The organism is uncultured Bradyrhizobium sp. (assembly GCF_936943645.1).
Lineage (GTDB): Bacteria > Pseudomonadota > Alphaproteobacteria > Rhizobiales > Xanthobacteraceae > Bradyrhizobium.
In genome coordinates, this window is the sequence record NZ_CAKZJO010000087.1 from 99,750 (window position 1) to 122,279 (window position 22,530).

Genomic DNA, 22,530 nt, shown 5'->3' on the forward strand with positions numbered 1-22,530 from the left:
GTCTCACCCGGTGTGCTCAGGTCGTGTCGGGCGGGTGCGATGCCAAGTATTCGTTAAGCGCAAGCCGCATCACTTCTTCCGGCCGCCTCCGGACGGCGAAAAGACCTGATTGGCGGGCGGCTGCCCGCCGGCCGGAATGCCGATGACAATGAAGCTGCGGTCCATCGAGCTGTGACACGCGTTGCAGCCGTCTGTCAGTCCGCGCATCGATGCGGCGAACTTGCGATCGTCTCCCGCCGCAATCGCGTCGGCGACCGAGAGCAGCGGCTCCTTCATCGTCGTCACGTTGCTGATCGGAATGGACGGGTAGAAAATCGCCGCCTGCGCCAGGCTGTTGGTCAATTGCCGCAGCTCGTACGCGGCGAGATCCCAGTTCTTCGCCTTGCCTGCATACCAAAGCTTGAGGTGCTGAATTTGCGCCATGCTCATGACCTCGACGAGACGGGGCGCATCCTGCTTTGCGTTTGGAGACGGTGGAGGGCTGGACTGGGCCATCGCGGAGGTTAACGCGCCCGCCGAGATCGCCAACACGGCACACCAATTCTTCAGCGTCATCTGACCATTCCCTGCTGATTTAACGTCCTGGATATCAGCCCCGCGGGTCGCTCTCTTGCGCTGCATCAATCCGTTCTCGGCCCGTCATCGCCGCCGATCCCATTGTCGTGAAAGGCGCCGGAGTTTGCGCCTCGACAAAGTGGTCGTGACTTCAGCCACTTACCGTTGTCGAGTGCCGACATGGGGCGTCGTGCGCGGACGATGGGAAACAAGCCGTGATCGGAACCAGCCTCTGCAAATGGGCCATCAGCTACTTCGCGGTCGCGATCGCGTGGCTGCTGCTCGCGGAGATGTTGATCGTCGCCGGTTTCGGTTTTCCGAACCACGACATCGATGGTCCGGACACGCTCGTCGTCGTTCACATCGTGACCATCGGCTGGTTGAGCACGGTCCTGTGTGGCGCGTTGTTCCAGTTCGTGCCGGTGCTGGTCGCAAAGCCGCTCTATGCGGAACGCTGGACGCTGCCGGCACTTGCGCTGCTGACGCTTGGCCTGACTGTTCTGCTCGCAGGCTTTCTCACACTGGGCGGCCACCTCAACGGACCGCGCTGGCTGCTTCCCGTCGGCGCCGGCCTGCTGATCGCCGGTTTCGCTCTGGTCGTTGCCAATCTCGGCATGACGCTCTGGTCGGCGCGTCCCTTGTCGGGGCCGGCCCGGTTCGTCGCAGCCGGACTTGCCTGCATCTGTGTCACGGCGAGCTTCGGCGGCCTGTTCTCGCTGGTGCTGTCCGGAACTGCAATCGGTGCGCAATGGCCGGACTTGCTGGTCTCGGGCGTTCCGATCCATGCGCTCGCGGGGCTCGGCGGATGGCTGACATTCACGGCCATGGGCGTCAGCTATCGCCTGCTCGCGATGTTCATGCTCGCGCCCGATAGCGATGCGCGGCTCGGCCGGCTGGCCTGGCTTGCCGGCGTCATTGCGCTGGCCGTTGGACTCGTCGGTGGCGTGCTCGCACTGTGGCGCATGACGGGACTCGATCTGACGTTTCTGCTGGCGGCGGCCGCGGCGCTGCTGTCGCTGGCCGCCTACGGCCGTGACGTGCTCGGACTCTACAAGGCGCGCAAGCGCCGTGCGCTCGAGCTCAACACGCGCATGAGCCTCGTTGCACTGGCGAACCTCGTTGCCGCCGCAATCCTCTGTGCTGCCTTCGTTGCGGCCGGCGCTTTCCTGCCCCATGTCGGAGCACTCGCCTTTCTCGTCGCGTTCGGCTGGCTCAGCGGCCTCGTGCTCGCCAATCTCTACAAGATCGTGCCGTTCCTGACCTGGCTCGAGACCTATGGACCGGTGATGGGCAGAGTGCCGACGCCGCGCGTGCAGGATCTCGTTGCCGAGCGCCGCGCGTTGAAATGGTTCGTGCTGTTCTTTGCCGGAAGCTGGATGGCGACGCTGATGCTTCTGATCGACGCGTCGATCGGCTTTCGCCTCGCCGTCGCGGTGGTGACGCTTGCGACGCTCGGCCTGAGCGAGGAATTCATCAGGGCCCGGCGGCTTGCGGATGTGGCGGAGCCGCTGCGCTTGCCGACGGGAGCTGCCATGCCCCATCTCCTGGTCACGCGGAACTGAAAGGGAGACTGCAATGACCGCATTCGTCGACGTCGATGTCCGGCCGATCCTGCGTGCGGGCGGCGAGCCGTTCTCGATCATCATGGCCGCGCTCGCGCAGCTGGCGCCGGGGGAGGGGCTGCGGCTCTACGCGCCCTTCAAGCCGGTTCCTCTGTTCGACGTCATGGCAAGCAAGGGCTTTGCACATCGCGAAGCCGAGCTGGAAGGCGGCGAATGGGAGATCCGCTTCATGCCGGACGATAGCCCGCGCGATGCGGCCGAGCCGGCCCCTGCTGCGCCGGGCGATGGCGATTGGCCGGAGCCTGCTGTTCATCTCGACAATCGCGACCTCGATCCGCCGGAGCCGATGGTTCGGATTCTGGCGGCGCTGGAGCAGCTCGCGCCGGGCCAGACGCTTCACGCCTTGCTCAGCCGGGAGCCGGTCTTCCTGTTTCGGGAGCTGACCAGGCGCGGCCATCAATGGCGCGGCGGCTTCACACCGCAGAAGGACTCCTATCAGTTGACGGTGAGGGTGCATTCATGACGATCAATGATGAGGATCTCGTCGCCCGGATCAGGCAGGCGCTGAAGGTCGTGATCGACCCGGAGCTCGGCCACAACATCGTCGATCTCGGCTTCGTCTATGATGTGTCGATCGATGACGGTGCCGCGCACATCACCATGACGGCGACCACACGCGGCTGTCCGGCCGCGTCCTTTCTCAAGGAGGGGGTCGCCAATAGCGCGTCCCTCGTCCCGGGCGTGGATACGGTCGATGTCATCATGACGTTCGAGCCGCCCTGGCAGCCTTCGATGATCGCGCCGGGTGTCAAGTCGTCGCTCGGTTTTGCCGAGGTGAACTGAGCCGGCGGTGGCCGAAGCTGCGCCGCCGGCTACGCCTCTTTGGCGCCCGGGCCGGACCAGATCCCCGCGGATGCGCGAAGCTCCGGCAGGTCGAGCAGGTTGATCGCGCGGGCGGCGATCTGGTCGATCACCTCGTCCAGCGACTGAGGCCTGAGATAGAAGGCCGGCATCGGCGGCGCGATGATCGCGCCGATCTCGGTGGCTTGGACCATGCTGCGCAAATGGCCGAGATGCAGCGGGCTCTCGCGGACCAGCAGCACCAGCCGGCGCCGTTCCTTGAGCTGCACGTCGGCCGCGCGGGTCAGGAGGTTGTCGAGCTGTCCCCAGGCGATGGCCGAGAGCGTGCGGATCGAGCAGGGCGCCACGATCATGCCTGCGACAGGGAATGAACCGCTGGCGATCGCCGCGCCGATGTCCTGACAGGAATGGTCGCGAAAGGCGAGCGCGCGCAGCCGCGCCAGCGCATCGCGTCCCACTTCCTCGCTCAGCGTACGCTCCGCTGCGGGCGAGACCACGAGGTGCACCGCGTAGTGCGGATTATCGGCCAGCAGCTCGACGATGCGCACGCCGATCGCGGCGCCCGAGGCGCCGCTGATGCCGACGATGATGCCTCGCCGTCCGCTCATGTCAGGACCGGCGCGCGCGCGGGCATGCCGGACAGGCCGAGATTCGTCCACATCGCGTCAACGCGCGCGACCACGGCGGGGTCCATCGCCAGCGGAACGCCCCATTCCCGATCCGTCTCCGGCGGTATCTTGGTGGTGGCGTCGATGCCGAGCTTGCCGCCGAGCCCTGATTTCGGTGAGGCGAAGTCGAGATAGTCGATCGGCGTGTCGGTGAGCGTCACGAGGTCGCGCGAGGCATCGCTGCGCGTCGAGACGGCCCACATCACGGCCTGCCAGTCGCGGATGTCGATGTCGTCGTCGACCACGATCAGGAGCTTGGTGTAGCTGAACTGCGGCAGCATCGACCACAGGCCGAGCATCAGCCGCCGCGCCTGTCCGGGATAGCGCTTCTTGATCGATGCGACCGCGATCCGGTAGGAGCACGCTTCCGGCGGCAGCCAGCAATCGGTCACTTCAGGGAATTGCTGACGGATCAGCGGCACGAACAGGTGGTTGAGCGCCTCGCCGATCCGCGACGGCTCGTCCGGCGGACGGCCCGTGAAGGTCGAGAGGTACACAGGCTGGCGCCGGCTGGTGATGGCCGTCACGCGCATCACCGGGAATTCCTCGACGGAATTGTAGTACCCGGTGTGATCGCCGTAGGGCCCTTCGGGCGCGGTTTCGGTTGCGGAGACGAAACCCTCGATGACGATCTCGGCCTCGGCGGGAATCGCGAGCGGGACGGTGAGGCAGGGCGCAAGATCAGGCCGCTCGCCACGCAGGATGCCGGCAAAGCGCAGCTCCGACATGGTCTCGGGCAGCGGCAGCACCGCGGCCAGGATGGTGGCGGGATCGGCGCCGATGACGACCGCGACCGGCATGTTGCGCCCGATCGCCTTCCATTGTTGGTGATGCCGCGCGCCGCCGCGATGCGCGAGCCAGCGGATGATGGCGCGGTCGCGGCCGAGCACCTGCATGCGGTAGACGCCGACATTCTCCTCCTGATCGGCGGTCGCGGAGTCCGGCGGCACGGTGATCACGAGCGGCCAGGTGATCAGCGGCGCCGGTTCGCCCGGCCAGCAGATCTGGACCGGTAATCTCGCAAGATCGATGTCGGGCCCCATCGTGACGCAGTCCTGCACCGGCGCGGCCGCGCGCGTGCGCGGGCGGGTCGCCAGCGCGGCGCGGGCGAGCGGGAGCTTGTCGAAGACGTCCCTGATGCCATTCGGCGGTCGCGGCGCACGGAGTTCGGCCATCAGCTCGCCGAGCTGTTCGAGACGTTCGGGCACGATCCCCATGCCCCACGCGATCCGCTCGACCGTTCCGAACAGATTGGTGAGGAGCGGCATCTCCGAGGGACGGCCGTCGGCCCTGACCGGCTGCTCGAACAATAATGCCGGTCCGTGTGCTCCGAGCACGCGCCGGTGGATCTCCGTGATCTCGTGGACGACGGAGACCTTTTCGCGAATGCGTCGCAACTGTCCCCGGCTTTCGATGAAGCGCAGGAAATCCGACAGGTCGCGAAAGCGCGGCACATCACGTTGCAATTGAGCAGGCTCCCAAAAAATCACAGCTAGCCGGGCTGTTTTTGGTCTTCATTGTTCCGGCTCAAATACAGCGGCGTGCAATCCGTCCAGATGTGGGGGCATGATTGATCCGTCCGCCGCATCGCCCGGCCATTTGCCGACGATTCCGCCGCTCGTCGCATTTGCAATGCGCCCTTTGCCTCTGCTGCCGTTGCAGCTCGTTCTCGGCGGCGTGCTGCAGCGGATCCACCGGCGCAATCCTGCACTATTCGACCGGCTCGGCCCTCACGCGCGTGCGTGCTTCGGCATCAAACCGATCGATCTGCCGTTTGCCTTCGTGGTCGAGGCGAAGCCGCCGCGCCTGTCCGTCGTGCGTGATCTGCCGCCGGGACTTGATGCGCGGATCTCGGCTTCATTCGCCAATCTCCTGGCTCTGCTCGAAGGCAAGGTCGACGGCGATGCCCTGATGTTTTCGCGCGAGCTGGTCATCGAGGGCGACGTCGAGGCGGTGCTGGCGCTGCGCAACGCGATCGACGACGCCCAGCTCGATCTCGCCGCTGAAGCGTCCTCGCTGTTCGGCCCGTTGGGCGCGCCGGCGCGGCGCGTCTTCGAAGCCGCCCGCCGCCAATTGATCGGCCCACCGGGACAAGGCGAGCAATCGAGATGATGGAACTGATCTGTCCTGCCGGGACGCCGGCGGCGCTCAGAAGCGCGATCGATGCTGGCGCCGACGCCATCTATTGCGGCTTCAACGACGAGACCAACGCGCGCAATTTTCCGGGGCTGAATTTCAGCCGTGACGAGATGCGCAAGAGCATCGCGCTGGCGCATGGCCGCGGGGCGAGGGTCCTGGTGGCCATCAACACCTTCCCGCGCGCTTCCGCCGTCGACATCTGGCATCGCGCGGTGGACGATGCCGTCAGTGCCGGCGCCGATGCGCTGATCCTCGCCGACATCGGCTTGATGGACTACACGGCACGGCGCCATCCTAACCAGCGTCTGCATGTCTCGGTTCAGTCCGCGGCCGCAAATCCCGATGCCATCGCCTTCTATGCCGAGACCTTCGGCGCAAAGCGCGTCGTGCTGCCGCGCGTCCTCAGCGTCCCCGAGATCGCCGAGATCACCCGGGAGTCCGCCTGCGAGACCGAAGTTTTCGTATTCGGCGGCCTCTGCGTGATGGCCGAGGGGCGCTGCTCGCTGTCCTCCTATGCGACCGGAAAGTCGCCGAACATGCAGGGCGTCTGCTCGCCGCCGAGCCATGTCACCTATGAACAGACGGCGGACGGGACGAAGTCCAGCCTCGGTGGCTTCGTCATCAACCGGTTCGGGTTGAGCGAGCCTGCGGGCTATCCGACACTGTGCAAGGGCCGCTTCTCGACCGCGCAGGGCGCCGGCTACATCTTCGAGGATCCCGTCAGCCTGGACGCCACCACGCTGCTCAAGGGCATGCGCGATGCCGGCGTCACCGCGCTCAAGATCGAGGGCCGCCAGCGCGGCCGCGCCTATGTCGAGAGCGTGGTGCGGCATTTCCGTCGCGCGCTCGCGGCGCTCGAGAGCGGGAGCGAGGCCGACATCGCGAGCCTGAAGCCGTTCACCGAGGGACAGGCCTCCACGCTCGGCGCCTATCGCAAGACCTGGCGCTAATCCTTTCGAATTTGTGAGATCCAGCGATGCAACTCAGCCTCGGTCCTGTTCTCTACAATTGGGCGCCGGAACGCTGGCGCGATTTCTATCTCCGGATCGCCGATGAAGCGCCGGTCGACGTCGTCTCCGTCGGCGAGATCGTTTGCTCCAAACGCTCGCCGTTCTTCGCCGACCACATTCCTGCCGTGGTCGAACGTCTTGAGAGCGCGGGCAAGCAGGTGCTGCTGAGCTCGCTGATCCTGGTCTCGCTGCGGCGCGAGCGCCGCCAGACCGAAGAACTCGCTTCGGTCGAAGGCGCCATGGTCGAGGTGAATGATCTGACCTGCCTCCGGGCGCTCGCAGGCCGGCCGCACGCCATCGGTCCCTTCGTCAACATCTACAACGAAGCGAGCGCAGCCTTCCACGCCGCGCACGGGGCGAAGCGCATCTGCCTGCCGCCGGAATTGCCGCTGGCTTCGGTGGCGACGATCGCGAAGGCCATTCCCGATGTCACGACCGAGGTGTTCGCGTTCGGCAGGGTGCCGCTGGCCATCTCCGCCCGCTGCTATCATGCGCGCCTGCACAAGCTCGCCAAGGACAATTGCCGCTTCGTCTGCGAGAAGGACCCGGATGGGCTGCTTCTGAACACGCTCGAGCAGCAGGACTTCCTGACCATCAACGGCGTGCAGACCCTGTCGCACACCTGCGCCAATCTGCTGGGGGAGGCCGCCATCCTGCGCGAGAGCAAGGTCGGCTCGCTGCGCCTGTCGCCGCAGGATTGCGACATGGTCGAGATCGCGAAGATCTTTCGCGACGTGCTGGACGGTCGCGACGACGTCGACGGCGGCAACCGCCGCCTTGCTACGGCCTATCCCGGCGTCCCGTTCTCGAATGGATTCTTGTGGGCCGAGCCGGGTCACCTCTACCATCGCGCTCGGTCAGGCGACATGCAAGGCGTGGCGCCGCAGATCGGCGGCGTGTGATCCGATAGTCCATGGCGGCCCGTGAGCCGGGCCGCCATGTCCTTGAGCTCGACCGGGACCGCTGGTCTCGATCAGGCCGCGTTCGATGCCTTGGCGTTGACGCCCTTGCGAAGCGCCACCGTGTTCAGCTTGGTGTTGGCGGCCTTCTCCTCGTTCAAATTGGTCGTGAGGAAGCGTACGATATCGTCGTGGCCGAGCTCTTCGGCCCATGCGATCAGCGTGCCGTAGCGGGCCATCTCGTAGTGCTCCACGGCCTGCGCATTGGCCACGATCGCGGCGTCGAGCACGGCCTTGTCCTCGATCTCGCCGGCGGTCGCGTTGGCTTCCTTGATGAGGCCGTCGATGGCAGGGCATTGCGTGCCGCTAGGCTCCTTGCCGAGCTTGGCGAACACCTTGCCGAGCCGCTCGACCTGCTTGTTGGTCTCCTCCAGATGCGCTTTCAGGCCGGCGACGAGGTCTTTGTTGGTCGCCTTCTCGATCATGTCCGGCAGCGCCTTCAGGATCTGCTGCTCCGCATAGTAGATGTCCTGCAGCCCGTGCAGCAGCAGGTCTTCCATCGTCTTGATGTCCTTGGTGAAGAATCCCATAAAAGACGCCTCCTTTTCACAATGATGGCACTGGAACGCTCCACGCTGGCAGCTGTTCCATTCCGTGTGCAGACCAGGAGAGCCGAATGAGCGATGGAGTTGATCATCTTGCGGGCCTGCTCGGACGCGCCGCGATGGACGTGTGGGGCGATATGCCTCGCGACATCCAGGAGGCGCTGTTCGAAGCGGCCATGAAGGGGCGCGCGACCGAACGTGAGGAGCTTGCGCGGTTGTTGCACGAGCGGCATCCGCGCACGCTTCATCCAGCCCGGCCGGTATGAGGCGGAAAAGCAGGAACGAACTTGCGAGCTCATGATTGGTAAGTTGGATGACGCGTCGCCGAACGACCCGCATGAAGTTCGGCAGACGCCTTGGCTCAACCGCTGACCACATCTGAGAGCAGATCGCTGTGACGGGACTGAACATCGGAAAATGGTACGACCCGATCTCGGAGCGGTGGATCGCTCCTCGCGAGATCAGCGCCGTCGCCGGCTACGGTCAGCCCAGTGCCGAGAAGGTACCGGACGGATACGAGCGAGGCGAGGCCCAGCGCATCTGGCAGCTGTTGGTGGATTGCTGCGCCGGCGAGTGATGCGGCCACCGGTCGCGAGTTGTACGGCACGGAATAGTTCTGCCGGCCCATGCCGTCAGTGACTTCAACGAAGCTGCAAAGCCTTTCGTTCCCCGCGATACGGCTGCCCGCCGGGCTCCGCGCGGAGCAGACCAGCGATTCCGTCAAGGCTGATCTCGACGACGTCCGGGCCGGATCGGTATAGTACCACCCCGATTGCAGGCCGCCGGAACAAGGATCAGACATGGACGATACGATTGGCTTCCCCGACCCCGGTCTGGACCTCTCTGATGGCTTCAAGCCGCACACCTCGCATTGGGGCGTGTTTTCGGCGCGTCAGGGCGCAGCGGGGCTCGAGGTCCGGGCCTATGCGGGCGATCCCGATCCCAACGGCATCATCGATAATTTCCCCGGCGCGCTCCGCCACCAGGCCCGCATCGCCCAGCCGGCGATTCGCCGCGGCTGGCTCGAACGCGGACCCGGCCCCGATGATCGCCGCGGTCGCGACGAGTTCGTCCCGGTGAGCTGGGAGAAGGCCCTCGACCTGCTCGGCGACGAGCTCGGCCGCATTCGCGACACGCGCGGTCCCGGGGCCGTGTTCGGCGGCTCCTATGGCTGGTCGAGCGCAGGCCGCTTCCATCATGCCCAGAGCCAGGTGCATCGCTTCCTCAACATCGCGCTGGGCGGCTATGTGCGCTCGGTGAACAGCTACTCGTCCGGCGCGTCGTCGGTGCTGCTGCCGCAGATCCTGGCGGGCTATGAGGACATCACCAAGCGCAACGTCACCTGGGAGCAGATCGCGGAAACCACCGAGTTCGTGCTGGCCTTCGGCGGCATGGCGCTGAAGAACTCCATGGTGGCCGGCGGCTCGATCAGCAAGCACGTCGAGCGCGGCGCGATGGAAGCGGCGCGCCGGCGCGGCTGCGAGTTCGTCCTGGTCAGCCCGCTCCGCGACGATCTGCCGGTGGAAGCCGGCGCCGAATGGATGAGCTGCGTGCCCGGCACCGACACCGCGTTGATGCTCGGCATCGTCCACACGCTGGTCAGCGAAGGTCTGCACGACCAGGCCTTCCTCGATCGCTACACCGAAGGCTGGCCCGTCTTCCTGCGCTATCTCATGGGCGAGAGCGACGGCCAACCCAAGCATGCCGAATGGGCTGCCGCGATCTCGGGCGTCGACGCGAACACCGTCCGCAAGCTGGCACGCCGCGCGGCCGGCAAGCGCACGCTGATCACCGTCTCGCATTCGCTGCAGCGCGCCGAGCATGGCGAGCAGCCGGTGTGGATGGGCATGGTGCTGGCAGCAGCGCTCGGCCAGATCGGCCTTGCCGGCGGCGGCTACGCCTATTCGCTGGGGGCGATCGGTTATTACGGCCGCCGCGTCAACGACGTGCCCGGGCCGACGCTGGGGCAGGGCCGCAACGGCGTTGCCGATTTCATTCCGGTGGCGCGCATCGCCGACATGCTGCTCAATCCCGGCACCACCTATCGCTACAATGGCGAGACGCGCACCTATCCGGACATCCGCCTCGTCTACTGGGCCGGCGGCAATCCGTTCCACCATCACCAGGACATCAACCGCCTGCGCAAGGCGTTTGCGAAAGCAGACACCTTCGTCGTGCACGAGCTCGCCTGGACTGCGACGGCCCGTCACGCCGACATCGTGCTGCCCGCCACCATGACGCTGGAGCGCGAGGACATCGGCTATTCCACCAACGATCCCCTGATGGTTGCGATGCACCGCATCGCGGAGCCGTTTGGCCTCGCGCGCGACGATTACGACATCTTCGCCGATCTCGCCGAACGTCTGGGCGCGCGCGAGCCCTTCACCGAAGGGCGCACGTCGCGGCAATGGCTGGAGCATCTGTACGAGCCGACCCGCGCCTCGCTTGCCAAGCGCGGTCTGGAGGCTCCGAGCTTCGAGGAATTCTGGCAGCGTGGCAGCCTGGTCGTGCCGCAGCAGCCAGACGATGGCGGGAGGCTGCGCCGCTTCCGCGACGATCCCGTCAACCATGCTTTGCCGACGCCGAGCGGCCGTATCGAGGTTTATTCAGCGAAGATCGCGGCCCATGGCGATGCGGATTGCCCGGGCCATCCGGTCTGGCTGGAGAAGTCCGACATGCCCAAACCCGGCGCGCCGTGCTTCCTCGTCGCCAACCAGCCGGTGACGCGCCTGCATAGCCAGCTCGATTTCGGCGGGCATTCGCTCGGCGCGAAACATCGCGGCCGTGAGGTCGCGCGCATGAATCCGGTTGACGCGGATGCGCGCGGCATCAAGGACGGCGACATCATCCGCCTGTTCAACGCGCGCGGCGCCTGCCTTGCCGCGGTCCACGTCACCGACGGCATCGCGGCCGGCGTCGTGCAGCTTCCGACCGGGGCCTGGTACGATCCGATGGATCCCGAAGATGAAGCGCCGCTCTGCGTGCACGGCAATCCCAACGTGCTCACCCGCGACCTCGGCACTTCATCGTTGGCGCAGGGCTGCACGGGTCAGCTGACGACGGTGGAGGTCGAGAAGTTCACCGGCAATCTGCCGCCGATCCGCGCGTTCGATCCGGCGTAGGCGCGCTGTTATTACGCCTCGTGCCCCGGACGCAGCGCAGCGCCGCTTCAGCGGTGCGCTGCAGAGCCGGGGCCCATCGCTCCGCACGGAATGCTGTCGCCTTCTGGGTCCCGGCTCTGCGCCGCAACGCTCGCGCGCTGCGGCTTGTCCGGGGACACCATGTGAGCTGGATAGGACGCAGCGTAACGCATAGCCCACCTCGAAAAATGGGGCCGTCCTGTGGGGGATCAGGGCGGCCCCGAGAAGCTCGCAGGCCCGGGAGGAGAGGGCGCGAGCCGGCCGATACTCAAGCGGCTGCGCTGGCCATCCAATCCCGCTCCGGGGAAGGACGACGCGGTGAGGGGACTTCGACCGTGGGCCGATTAGCCTTGCTGGCAAGGCGCCAGCGCGCCGGAGACTCGCCGCTGATGCGCTTGAAGACGGTCGAAAAATGCGCCTGGGTGCTGAAGCCGACCGCCAGCGCGATCTCAGCCAATGGCCGCTCGGTGGTTGCGAGCAGCGTCTTGGCATGCCCGGTCCGGTGACGCAGCAGATATTCGCGGGGCCGGAAGCCGGTCGCGGCGCGGAACTGGGCTGCAAAATGCATCCTGGACAGGCCGGCGACACTCGCGAGCTCGGCCAGGCTGATGCAGCGGTCGAAATGATTCGCGATGTATTGCTCGACCCGCCGCAGCCGCCATTTCGGCAAGGCATTGACCCTGACACGCGGCAGCTCCATTCCCGCGGGTTGGCTGTCCCGGGCGATCACCGGTGTGGGGCGAAGAACCTCGTGATTCCGCGCGCCGGCCGGAAGCTCGATCCAGGCATGCGCCGGGTGCAAGTTGCTCGACATCGTTCGTCCTCTCCAGGTTTTGCGGCTGTTTGCGACGATCGGCAAACGCGCAGACCCAATGCTTTCCATGCTCGGAGGATAGGCGTGAGCTGGCCAGGACGCTCGTTAGTGGTGATTAGGATCTGTTAGATTTTGTGCGCGCGAGGCTCGTGCGACAGCCCGCCGCAGGCTCCGATTGTGTCCAATCTGCCAGATATTTGCGCGGATTTGAGGGGTTTGAGGGGAACGCGGATCTCGCATGGGCGGTCAGCGCCGGTGTGAGATCCGTGCGGCGCCCTCACTGGACCTCGCATCGATGCCTTGTATATTCCCCCCGCGTTTCGATGAAGCATTTGTCAAGTTGAGCAAGTTGAGCGAGATGTGACCGAGCTCTCGGCAGGAGATGGCGCCCGCAGCGGTGACGCCGGAACGATCCTCGATCTCGACACCGTCTCGTTCGGGCCCTTTTCGCTGCGCTCCCGGCTGCTGGAGAAGGACGGCGTGGCGGTCAAGCTCGGCAGCCGCGCGATGGATATCTTGCGCCTGCTCGTCAGCCGTGCCGGCGAGGTGGTGCCGAAGAGCGAGATTCTCGGCTACGCATGGTCCGGGCTCTCCGTCGAGGAGATCAACCTGCGGGTCAATGTCGCGGAGTTGCGCAAGGCACTCGGCGATGGCAAGGACGGGACCCGCTACATTACCAACATCCCGGGCCGGGGCTATTGCTTCGTCGCCCCCGTGCGGCATGGCAGGCGTGCGGAAGCGCCCGCGCTGATGTCGCAGGCGCCTCACAAAGCTGAGCCGCCGGCTCTGCCGCATCGGTTGGACCGGATGATCGGGCGGGACGAGGTGGTGGCCGAGCTGAGGCCGCGCCTGCTCCGCGATCGCTTCGTCACGCTGCGCGGGCCGGGCGGCATCGGCAAGACCACCATCGCGACCGCCCTTGCGCATGAGATGTGCGACACGTTCGACGGCAATGTGCATTTCCTCGAATTCGGACCCCTGAAGGACGCCGCACTGGTGTCGAGCACGGTTGCGGCCGCGCTGGGTCTCGTCGTGCACCACAACGATCCCTCGGGCAGCATCCTCAATTTCCTGCGCGGACGGCGGCTGCTTCTCGTGCTCGACAGCTGCGAGCACGTCATCGACGAGGTCGCGCGCCTTGCAGAAGACATCTACCGTGAGGCACCCGGCGTCGCCATCCTCGCAACCAGCCGCGAGTCCTTGCTGGTGGAGGGCGAGAAGATCTTCGATCTGGTTCCGCTGCCCGGTCCGCCGCAGGATGCCCGCCTCAGCGCCGGCGAAGTGCTGAATTATCCAGCGGTGCGTCTGTTCGTGGACCGCGCGGTCGCGGCGGGTCATCGGGACGACATCACCGAGGAGGATGCGGAAGTCCTGGCCCGGATCTGCGGCAAGCTCGACGGCATCGCGCTCGCGATCGAGCTCGCGGCCGCGCGCGTCGGCCTTTACGGGCTGCGCGAGATGGCGGCGCTGCTCGACAGCCATCCGCAGCTCGAATGGCGCGGACGAAGGACGGCGCCCCTGCGGCAGCAGACGCTCGGTGCCACGCTCGACTGGAGCTTCGGTCTGATCGGCGAGAGCGAGCGCATCGTGTTTCAGCGGCTCGGCGTCTTCGCAGGTCACTTCACGTTGAAGGGGGCGATTGCGGTGGTGGCGGCGGAGGAGATGCCGGACGATCGCGTCGCCCATGCGCTGGAGCAGCTCGTGGCCAAGTCGCTGGTGTCCGCGCAGCCGGACGGCGCATCGCGGCGCTATCGCCTGCTCGATGTGACGCGGGCCTACGCCATGCAGAAGCTGGCCGACGGCGGCCAGGTGGATGCGACCGCGTGGCGCCATGCCCTGTACGTTCAGCGCACGCTCGAAGCCGGCATGGGGGAGATCGGCGGCAGCGGCCAGGCGTCGCGCGCGCAGGAACGCGCGGGCCTGCTCGCCGATGCGCGTGCCGCGCTGGAATGGAGCTTCGTCAACGATGTGGGCGCCGATTTGCGCGTGCCGCTCGCCGGCAGCTGCGCAAGGCTATTCGTCGAGCTCAATCTGCTGAACGAGGCGCGCAGCTGGTCCGATCGCGCCCTTGCAGCTCTCGACGGCGCCGGCCGGGGCGGAAGGTGGGAGCTCGAGCTCCAGTCGACGCTCGGTCACGCCTTCATGTTCACCGAGCGCAACAGCGCGCAGGCCGAAGCGGCGCTCGGGCGCGGGCTGGAGATTGCCGAAGCTCTGGGCGACAACGCCAGCACCTTCCGCCTGCTGTCTCGCCTGAACATGTTCTACCGCCGGACCGGCGGCTACCGGCATCTGGTGCCAACGGCGCTTCACGCCGAGCGGATCGCCCGCCTGATCGGCGACACCGCAGGGATCGCCGGCAGCAAGGCACTCCTCGGCGTGTCCTGTCATCTCACCGGGGACCAGGCCGCGGCGCAGGCCCATCTCGACGAGGGCGTGCGCGACGACGCTGCTCTGCGCGGAACGGAGCCCGGGCATTTCGCTTATGCGCGTACGCCGCAGATCCCGCTCGCGCGCGTGTTGTGGCTGCGCGGATATCCCGATCGTGCGCTCGAATGCGTCCGCCCGCTGATCGGCGTGTCAGCGCCGCGCGACGTGGTCATGCATTGTATCGCGCTCTGCTGGTCCGCCTCGGTGTTCGGATGGGTTGGCGACTGGTCCGCCGTCGAGACCATGACCATCCGCCTGGCCGCGCATGCGAGCATGCACGGGCTGGTGCCTTACGAGGCGGTCGCGACCGGCTTTCGGGCGCAGACCATGATCGCCCGCGGCGAGGCGACGGGCGGCGTCGAGCTGTTGCGGGGGGCGCTTGCGCGCCTGCACGCCGATCGCTACGAGCTCTATGCATCGGCGTTCGCCGCGGATCTCGCTCAGGGGCTGGTCGCCCTGGGGCGGCTGCCGGAAGCGCGCGAGGTGCTGCACGAGACCATCGCGCGGCTCGAGCAGGAAGGCGGTGCCTTCGACATGCCGGAACTGCTTCGTCTGCGGGGAGAGCTCGAGCTGCATGGCGGTGACCTCAAGGCCGCCGAAGCGGATTTCGTCGCGTCGGTTGCGCTGGCCGAGCAACAGGGTGCATTGTCCTGGCGATTGCGGACCGAGATGTCGCTGGCACGGCTGCGGAAGCGGCAGGGCGTGCCGGATCCACTCGGTGCACTCGCGAGCACCTACGACCGCTTCTCCGAGGGTTTCGAGACCGCCGATCTCAGAACGGCACGGCTGATGCTGGATCAGCCGGACTGATGGCATCGAAGCAGCGGCAGGCCGTCGGCAGGCAAGCGCGCGTCGCCGCTATTCGAAGACGGCGTCGAAGATTTCGACGTCCATGAGCACGGGCCTTGCGACCACGGTTCCATCCGGCCGCAACGTCTGAATGCGTCGAAGCGTCGGCACCACGATGCCGCCGAAGCTGTCATGAGCCCAGGATGAGTGTGCGATCTTCATTCCGAAGAGATCGTGATCCGTGCGTCGCTGCAGGGCGCTCTCGTCGAAATAGAAGATCTGTTCCGGAGCAAGCGTGATGATGTGCGAGGGGAATCGCGCCCGCAACCGCCGCCACGTTTCGCTTCCCTCTTGCCAGGGCGGCAGCTCTTCCACCACGACGTCCTCGTGGGCGAGCAGGAACGGGTTGGTCAAATAGTTCCAGATCGTCACGCCGCAGAAGAAGACGAGATGCAGCTCGTCTGCGAGCGCGGGCGGGCTGGCCTCGGGGAACGCGAGGTTCGGGTTGCGCCAGGTCCGCAGGACTTCGCCATCCGGGCTCTCGATGGTGACCGCCTCGGGCTGAAAGGAGCCGGAATATTCACCGCCGGTAATGCCGGTAAAGCGGACCGACTGCGTCCGGGGCGAGCCCTCTGCCGTCACGTCCTTGAATTCCCCGGCATGGCCGGCGTTGGAAAACAGCGTTCCGCCAACGGAAAGATGGAGCGTGAACCGGCTCAAGCTATTCCAGCGGGCCATTCCGCCGCTGGCATCAATCACATCATCAAGAAGCGCCATGTCCCGCCATATCCACCGTGCAGTGTCTCCACCATGGCGGGGCCGATGCGGCTTGGCGTGTTAGAAGTTGTTAGGAGTTGCGAGCGGGCGGGATGGCGGTATCTCGTTGAAGATGCTCTCAATTCAGGACGCCCAGCAGCGTCCTGGCGGCGATCAGATCGCGCGTCTCGAAGCCCTCCTCGTAGCGCGCGACGAGCGGGGTGAGCAGGGCGCGCGCGTCGCCGGTCTTGCCGGCCCGCTGCCAGATCCGGCCGAGGCTGATCGCCCCGCGAAGCTCCCAGCCGACCGCGCATTGGCGCCGGGACAGATCGAGCGATTTGCGCAAGGTGCTCTCGGCCTCCGCCGCATTGCCCAACCCGGCGAGGATGTCGGCCTTGATCCGGAGCATTTCCGGCATGTCAAAGGATTCGCCATGATCGGGGACCTGGGCAATGGCCTCATTGATCGTCTGCAGGGCCTCGTCCGGCTGATTCTGGGAGGCGAGACCCTCGGCAAGCGCCGTCGCGAACACCGTTGTCATGATCCGGTGCCGGGTGGCGTAGAGCGTGGCCTGGCTGCGGCGGAGGTGCTCGATGCCCCCGTCGACGTCGCCGCGTCGCAGCAGCAGCTCGCCCTTCTGGCCGATGCCGACCGCGTGATAGGGGCCGAGGAAGTGCCGCGCGGAATGATCGATCAGCCGCTCGATCAAAATTTCGGCGTTGGCCCAGTCGCCGACCCAGAGGAACACGTAAATCGTCCAGATCAGGGAGATGCCGAGCGTGAGCGGCTGTTCGAGCAGCTCGGCCTCGCGCACCGTGTATCGCGCCGCCTCGATCGCGCGCTCGGGCCGGCCCGTCAGCCACAGTCCGCGCGCCAGCGCCACCAGCGCAACGATGCGGTCGTCGTAACCGAGATGCCCGATATTCAGCCGCTGCGAGCCGGGATTATGCACCATCGCGCTCGCGCAGAACTGCACGGCCTTGTCCTGGTTGCCGATCAAATGATGCGCGACACCGAGCATCCACTCCACGTTCAACGTGCTGGCGGGGTCGTTCAGCTTTCGCGCAACGCTCTCACCCTGCTCGCCGGTGCCGAGCGCACCGTGAAAATCTCCGACCCTGGTCAGGTAGATATGCAATCCGCGCAGCAGCCAGAGCTGCCAGTGCAGGTCCTCGAGCTCCCGGGCAAGCTGGAGACTGCGCGTGAATGCGGTGCGCACCGCTTCGGTATTGCCCTGTGTGAACATCACGGAGACGCCGAGCGCGGCCTGCAGCGTCATCTCCTGGCGGCTGTCGATGGTGTCGGTTTCGAGCGAAGCAAGGGCCTGCTGCGTCCAGCGGTAGCACTCCGTCAGCAAGGTCAGCTCGAGGAAGAACTGGGCGGCTGAAGCCGCAAGATCGACCCCGATCGCCCGATCGCCGCCGTCCGAGAAGCTCCAGCTCAGCGCTGCCCGGACATTGGGCAGATGGTCCGCATAGGGAAGGAAACCGCCCGCGCTCTGCATGCCCGTGGATTTGAGCGCGATGTCGCGCAGGAAGTCGCGGAAATATGCGGCATGGGCGCGCGCGGCGCGGTCCGTTTCCCCGTTCTCGGCGAGCTTGTCGGCGACGAAGGCGCGGGTGGTGTCGAGCAGGCGATAACGCAGCCGACGCTCTGCGGGCGAGGTCGCAATCAGCGATTTGGAGAGCAGGTTCGAGATCGCTTCCACCGCCTCGGGCTCGCTGATGTCCTGGCAGGAGGCGACGGCCAGCGCGGCCTCCAGCGTGAACGGCCCGACGAACACCGACAATCCGCGCAGCGTCGCGCTTTCGGCCGACGGCAGCAGATCGTAGCTCCAGGCGAGCGCTGCGCTCAGGGTCTGGTGCCGCGGAATCGCGGTCCGCCGTCCTCGCCACAGCAGCGAGAAGCGGCTGTCCAGCAGCGAGGCGGTTCCCGCGATGCCATAGGCGTTGACACGTCCGGCTGCGAGCTCGATAGCGAGCGCAATGCCGTCCAGCCGCCGGCAGATCTCGGCGACCAGCGGGGCATCCTCCTCGCTGAGCTCGAATTCGCTCAGGCTCTCCGCAATGCGTTCCACGAAGAGCTGGCTTGCGGGATAGGCAAGGATGTCGGCGATGCCGAGCCCGTCGCGCTGGGGTGGGCAATCCAGCGGAAACAGCCGATGGACGCGCTCACCTTCGGTGCGGAGGGATTCCCGGCTGGTGGCCAGGATATGCAGCCCAGGCGCCTCCAGGACGAGGCGCTCGGCCAGAGGGGCGAGCTCGTCGAGGATGTGCTCGCAGCTGTCGAACACCAGCAGCATCCGCCGGCTGCGCAGGAAGGTCAGCAAGCCCGGCACGGGGTCGTTGGAATTGACGGTGAGGCCGAGCGCGGCCGCAATCGTGCCCGCAACGAGCCCGACATCCGTCAGCGCGCCGAAGTCGACGAAACGCACCTGGCCATCGAAGGCGGCAAGCTCGGCATGCGCGACGGCGAGGGCGACCGACGTCTTGCCGATTCCGCCCGGGCCGACGATCGTGACGAAACGATGCAGCGCAAGCTCGGCGGAAATCTTCTCGACCGCATCGTCCCGTCCGATCATCTTCGCGAGCGGCGCCGGCAGCGAGCGGGGCGAAGCGGCGGTATCGTCGGTCCGGATCTCCGGTGGCGCGGCCCGGAGCAGCGGAGCCGCGAAGCAATAGCCGCGTCCGGGCACGTTGATCACGTAGCGGGAACCTTCGCCGGCATCGCCCGAAGCCTTGTCGTTCAAGGCCTTGTCATCCAAGGCTTTTCGCAACGTCGTGATGTGGAAACGCAGGCTGCCTTCGTCGACATTCACGTCGGCCCAGACGCGCTTGATCAACTCCCGCTTGTCCACGACCTCGCCCGCTCGCTCGGCGAGACAAATGAGGATATCGAGCGCGCGGCCACCGAGGTGATGCGGGGCGCCGTCCTTCTCCAGCAGCCGCGACTTTGCGAACAGCCGGAACGGCCCGAAGGCAATGACCGAATCCTGCTCGTTAGTGTCCGCCACGGGACGGTATTCCCAGTGAGAGGGCTGAAATCCGCAACCTTGATCTACCAGATCGACACGCTCAGTAAACTGGCCGAAAGTGGCGAAATCGCGTGGCGCTCGCCAGGCGCACGGGACGAGCCGCTGCCGATTTTTTCTTAAAGACGAGCGGCTTACGACCCGACTATGACAATTCGTCAGTGGACTTGACCGTCGCGGCCACGGTTCGTGGCGTGATTGCGGTCGAGGCCAATCATAACAGAATCTTGCAACGTCTAACGAGCCAAACGCGCGCGACGCATCCAGGATAGCCTTCGAGTTAGGTCCTATTCCACGGGGAGGCTATGATGTCCGGTATCGGCGCTCGGCCGAACGACCAATTCGTTCGATCTCAATTCGTTGCCAGTCTCGATGATCAATCGCGTGATTGGGAGCTCGTGCTGCGGGAATCCCACCATCGCATGAAGAACACGCTGACTCTGCTCGGTGCGTCGGTTCGGCGCGATTTCACGCGCGCAGGCAGAGGGGATGTGTCGCAAGCGGTGGACCGGCTCGAGCGGCGCATCGTTGCCTTCGGCAGGCTCTACCAGCTCCTCTCTGACAATGATGAGCCTTCGATGGTGTCCGTCGCGCCCTTCTTCGAAAATCTGTGCGGGGCGTTATCCGAAGCGGTGCTGGAGCCGGCAGGAATCCGCTGCGAAGCTGCAGTCGAAAGCGGCACATTGCCGGCTGCGCAGTGCCACCGGCTCGCGCTGATGCTGACCGAGCTGGTCACGAATGCGGCAAAACATGCTTTTCCCAACAGGAGCGGCGCACTGATCCGCATCGATGTGGCCCAGCGTGATGGTGCCTGGCTTTGCACGGTGGCCGACAACGGCATTGGCGCGACCGCTCCGCTGCACGGCACCGGCAGCCGCATCCTGGAAGGGCTCGCACGCAGCATCCATGCGCGCTTGCACGGCGAGGCCGGGCAGGGCGGCACACGGGTGACGATCGCGGTGCCGCCTGCCGTCTGAAGAATCGTGCGTGCTTGTATTCCGCTTTCATCAGGAGCTCGACATGGCCACCATCGAAATCGACCGTGAAGGCGCGACCACGCCCTCGAAGTCTCGCAGCGTCGATCTGAAGCTCGAGGTCATTGTGATCCCGGTGTCCGATGTCGACCGCGCCAAGGCGTTCTACGCGCGTCTCGGCTGGCGACTGGATGCTGATTTCACCTCAGGTGCCGACTGGCGCGTGATCCAGTTCACGCCGCCGGGATCGGCGTGCTCGGTGATCTTCGGCAGGAACGTCACGGCCGCTGCTCCCGGGTCGGCACGCGGCCTCTATCTGATCGTCTCCGATCTCGACGCTGCGCGAAAGGATCTGCTCGATCGCGGCATCGTGGTCAGCGAACCGTTCCACGGTGCCGGCGATGACCATGCCGGTCCCGACGAGCCATATCTGTTCGGCAGCGTTCGCGTCGGCGGCGCCGATCCGAAGCGCGGCAGCTACAGCTCGTTCGCCTCGTTCAGTGATCCCGACGGCAATGGCTGGCTGTTCCAGGAAGTCACGACGCGGCTGCCGGGGCGCATCGCGGGGGGCGACACCACGTTTGCTTCATCGACCGATCTGGCCGCGGCCCTGCGCCGCGCCGCAGTGGCGCATGGCGAGCACGAGACGCGGACCGGCGGGCACGACGAGAATTGGGCCGAGTGGTACGCTGATTACATCGTGCGCGAGCAGGCCGGTCAAACGCTGCCGTCCTGAGGCTGTCGCACGTCATGGTCACGGCGCGCGATGATGTCCTCATCGCGCGCCGTTTGCGTTGTATCGCCTCGCCTTGCGACACCGATCCGTCGATCACCTCAATCGCGAGGACTCGCAAGGGATAACGCGCTCTAACAATCCATAACGAGCAAATGGGGCGCGCCTGCGCCAGTCTCTCTGCACACGAACCGACGCGCCGAATTTCGAATTCGGTCAGCGTCACCGACCAAAGCAAGGGAGATTCAAAATGACCACGCAAGCTCGCGCCGACATTCTCAACCCCGACCGCCGCCAATTGCTGGGCCAGGCCGCGATGACCGCGGTCGCCGCCAGCGTCTCGAGCCTGCTGCCGCTGCATTCCGCAAAGGCGGCGGTGAGCGACGCGATCCGGCCGTTCCAGGTCCATGTGCCCGAGGCGGATCTGCTTGACCTGCGCCGTCGCCTTGCGGCGACACGGTGGCCGGACCGGGAAATCGTTGCCGACCAGTCACAGGGCGTGCAATTGACGACGGTGCAGCAGCTCGTGCGCTACTGGCAGAGCGATTACGACTGGCGCCGGATGGAGGCGCGGCTGAACGCGCTGCCGCAATTCGTCACCGAGATCGACGGCGTCGACATCCATTTCATTTACGTCCGCTCCCGGCACGAGAATGCGCTGCCGATGATTGTCACACATGGTTGGCCCGGCTCGATCATCGAGCAGATGAAGATCATCGGCCCGCTCGCCGATCCGACCGCGCATGGCGGAACGGCGGCCGACGCGTTCGATCTCGTGATCCCCTCGCTGCCCGGCCACGGCTTCTCCGGCAAGCCGGCGACGCTCGGCTGGGATCCCCAGCGCATTGCGCGGGCCTGGATCGTGCTGATGAAGCGCCTCGGCTACAGCCGTTATGTCGCGCAAGGCGGCGACTGGGGCAATGCCGTCACCGAGCAGATGGCGCTGATCGCGCCGCCCGAGCTGCTCGGCATTCACACCAACATGCCGGCGACCGTCCCTGACGACATCGCCAAGGCGTTGCAGCCCGACGGGACGCGGCCGTCGAACCTCTCGACCGAGGAGCGCATTGCCTACGACCAGCTCGACGATTTCTACAAGCACGGCCTCGGCTATGCCATCGAGATGTCGAACCGGCCGCAGACGCTTCTTGGCCTCGTGGATTCGCCGGCGGGCCTTGCGTCCTGGATGCTCGATCACGATGCGCGCAGCGCCGCGATGATCGCACGGGTGTTCGACGGCAAGACGGAAGGCCTGACGCGCGACGACGTCATCGACAACATCACGCTGTACTGGCTCACCAACACCGCCGTGTCCTCGGCGCGGCTGTACTGGGAGAACAAGCTGGTGTTCTTCGCGCCCAAGCACGTGAAGATCCCGGTCGCCGTCAGCGTCTTCCCGGACGAGATCTACGCTGCGCCGCGCAGCTGGGCCGAGAAGGCCTATCCGAAGCTGACGCACTACAACCGCCTCGACAAGGGCGGCCATTTCGCGGCCTGGGAGCAGCCCGCGCTGTTCACTGCGGAAATGCGCGCCGCGTTCCGCCCGCTGCGCCAGTCGATCTGACAT

Annotated in this window: 19 protein-coding genes and 1 pseudogene; 13 read left to right on the forward strand and 7 right to left on the reverse strand. The window is 66.0% G+C overall.

Annotation, left to right across the window (positions count from 1 at the left end):
* Positions 1-69: 69 nt before the first annotated feature.
* On the reverse strand, positions 70-555 hold the full coding sequence (locus Q0743_RS26345; protein ID WP_298244398.1) for a hypothetical protein: 486 nt from the start codon (positions 553-555) through the stop codon (positions 70-72).
* 215 nt (positions 556-770) lie between these two features.
* Between Q0743_RS26345 and Q0743_RS26350 the strand changes: the two genes are divergently transcribed.
* The 3 genes from Q0743_RS26350 to Q0743_RS26360 are packed head-to-tail and all read left to right on the forward strand — an operon-like array spanning position 771 to position 2,960.
* Positions 771-2,117 carry a hypothetical protein gene (locus tag Q0743_RS26350; protein WP_298244399.1) on the forward strand — a complete coding sequence of 449 codons (1,347 nt, stop codon included), beginning with the start codon at positions 771-773 and terminating at the stop codon, positions 2,115-2,117.
* Positions 2,118-2,130: 13 nt separating this feature from the next.
* Positions 2,131-2,640 (forward strand): DUF2249 domain-containing protein, encoded by a 510-nt coding sequence (locus Q0743_RS26355; protein WP_298244400.1) that lies wholly within the window; start codon positions 2,131-2,133, stop codon positions 2,638-2,640.
* Entirely contained in the window at positions 2,637-2,960 is a 324-nt protein-coding gene (locus tag Q0743_RS26360; protein ID WP_298244401.1) for a metal-sulfur cluster assembly factor, read from the forward strand. Before Q0743_RS26355 ends, Q0743_RS26360 begins: the two co-directional genes overlap by 4 nt.
* Positions 2,961-2,989: 29 nt before the next feature.
* Here the strand turns inward: Q0743_RS26360 and Q0743_RS26365 are convergent, their stop codons facing one another.
* Both Q0743_RS26365 and Q0743_RS26370 read right to left on the reverse strand, forming a co-directional pair.
* On the reverse strand, positions 2,990-3,586 hold the full coding sequence (locus Q0743_RS26365; RefSeq protein WP_298244402.1) for a UbiX family flavin prenyltransferase: 597 nt from the start codon (positions 3,584-3,586) through the stop codon (positions 2,990-2,992).
* Positions 3,583-5,112, reverse strand: coding sequence for a UbiD family decarboxylase (locus tag Q0743_RS26370; RefSeq protein WP_298244403.1), 1,530 nt, complete (start codon positions 5,110-5,112; stop codon positions 3,583-3,585). Before Q0743_RS26370 ends, Q0743_RS26365 begins: the two co-directional genes overlap by 4 nt.
* Positions 5,113-5,278: 166 nt before the next feature.
* On the opposite strand from Q0743_RS26370, the gene Q0743_RS26375 reads away from it, so the two are divergent.
* From Q0743_RS26375 to Q0743_RS26385, 3 genes are read left to right on the forward strand one after another with little or no spacing between them, the layout of a single operon-like run.
* Positions 5,279-5,758, forward strand: coding sequence for an SCP2 sterol-binding domain-containing protein (locus Q0743_RS26375; protein WP_298244404.1), 480 nt, complete (start codon positions 5,279-5,281; stop codon positions 5,756-5,758).
* Positions 5,758-6,735, forward strand: a complete 978-nt coding sequence (locus tag Q0743_RS26380) for a peptidase U32 family protein (RefSeq protein ID WP_298244423.1) — start codon at positions 5,758-5,760, stop codon at positions 6,733-6,735. Before Q0743_RS26375 ends, Q0743_RS26380 begins: the two co-directional genes overlap by 1 nt.
* A gap of 26 nt (positions 6,736-6,761) precedes the next feature.
* Positions 6,762-7,697: a U32 family peptidase gene (locus Q0743_RS26385; RefSeq protein ID WP_298244405.1), complete on the forward strand. Its 936-nt coding sequence runs from the start codon at positions 6,762-6,764 to the stop codon at positions 7,695-7,697.
* Positions 7,698-7,768: 71 nt separating this feature from the next.
* Here Q0743_RS26385 and Q0743_RS26390 read toward each other — a convergent pair whose 3' ends face one another.
* Positions 7,769-8,284 carry a ferritin-like domain-containing protein gene (locus Q0743_RS26390; RefSeq protein WP_298244406.1) on the reverse strand — a complete coding sequence of 172 codons (516 nt, stop codon included), beginning with the start codon at positions 8,282-8,284 and terminating at the stop codon, positions 7,769-7,771.
* A gap of 86 nt (positions 8,285-8,370) precedes the next feature.
* Between Q0743_RS26390 and Q0743_RS26395 the strand changes: the two genes are divergently transcribed.
* From Q0743_RS26395 to Q0743_RS26405, 3 genes are all read left to right on the forward strand, one after another.
* A complete protein-coding gene (locus Q0743_RS26395) occupies positions 8,371-8,565 on the forward strand; it encodes a hypothetical protein (protein WP_298244407.1) in 195 nt (64 codons plus the stop codon).
* A gap of 128 nt (positions 8,566-8,693) precedes the next feature.
* Positions 8,694-8,876, forward strand: coding sequence for a hypothetical protein (locus Q0743_RS26400; RefSeq protein ID WP_298244408.1), 183 nt, complete (start codon positions 8,694-8,696; stop codon positions 8,874-8,876).
* 223 nt (positions 8,877-9,099) lie between these two features.
* Complete coding sequence (locus tag Q0743_RS26405) at positions 9,100-11,421, forward strand: molybdopterin guanine dinucleotide-containing S/N-oxide reductase (RefSeq protein ID WP_298244409.1); 2,322 nt, start codon at positions 9,100-9,102, stop codon at positions 11,419-11,421.
* Positions 11,422-11,707: 286 nt separating this feature from the next.
* Here Q0743_RS26405 and Q0743_RS26410 read toward each other — a convergent pair.
* Positions 11,708-12,136: pseudogene (locus Q0743_RS26410) on the reverse strand (helix-turn-helix domain-containing protein); the annotation flags it as partial.
* 477 nt (positions 12,137-12,613) lie between these two features.
* Between Q0743_RS26410 and Q0743_RS26415 the strand changes: the two are divergent.
* Positions 12,614-15,490: a winged helix-turn-helix domain-containing protein gene (locus tag Q0743_RS26415; protein ID WP_298244410.1), complete on the forward strand. Its 2,877-nt coding sequence runs from the start codon at positions 12,614-12,616 to the stop codon at positions 15,488-15,490.
* 48 nt (positions 15,491-15,538) lie between these two features.
* Here the strand turns inward: Q0743_RS26415 and Q0743_RS26420 are convergent, their stop codons facing one another.
* Both Q0743_RS26420 and Q0743_RS26425 read right to left on the reverse strand, forming a co-directional pair.
* Entirely contained in the window at positions 15,539-16,246 is a 708-nt protein-coding gene (locus tag Q0743_RS26420) for a hypothetical protein (protein WP_298244411.1), read from the reverse strand.
* Between the two features lie 118 nt (positions 16,247-16,364).
* Positions 16,365-19,238: a winged helix-turn-helix domain-containing protein gene (locus Q0743_RS26425; protein WP_298244412.1), complete on the reverse strand. Its 2,874-nt coding sequence runs from the start codon at positions 19,236-19,238 to the stop codon at positions 16,365-16,367.
* A 326-nt stretch (positions 19,239-19,564) separates the two neighbouring features.
* On the opposite strand from Q0743_RS26425, the gene Q0743_RS26430 reads away from it, so the two are divergent.
* From Q0743_RS26430 to Q0743_RS26440, 3 genes are all read left to right on the forward strand, one after another.
* Entirely contained in the window at positions 19,565-20,233 is a 669-nt protein-coding gene (locus Q0743_RS26430; protein WP_298244413.1) for a sensor histidine kinase, read from the forward strand.
* 43 nt (positions 20,234-20,276) lie between these two features.
* Positions 20,277-20,966 carry a VOC family protein gene (locus Q0743_RS26435; RefSeq protein WP_298244414.1) on the forward strand — a complete coding sequence of 230 codons (690 nt, stop codon included), beginning with the start codon at positions 20,277-20,279 and terminating at the stop codon, positions 20,964-20,966.
* Between the two features lie 247 nt (positions 20,967-21,213).
* Positions 21,214-22,527 carry an epoxide hydrolase family protein gene (locus Q0743_RS26440; protein ID WP_298244415.1) on the forward strand — a complete coding sequence of 438 codons (1,314 nt, stop codon included), beginning with the start codon at positions 21,214-21,216 and terminating at the stop codon, positions 22,525-22,527.
* Positions 22,528-22,530: the final 3 nt, after the last annotated feature.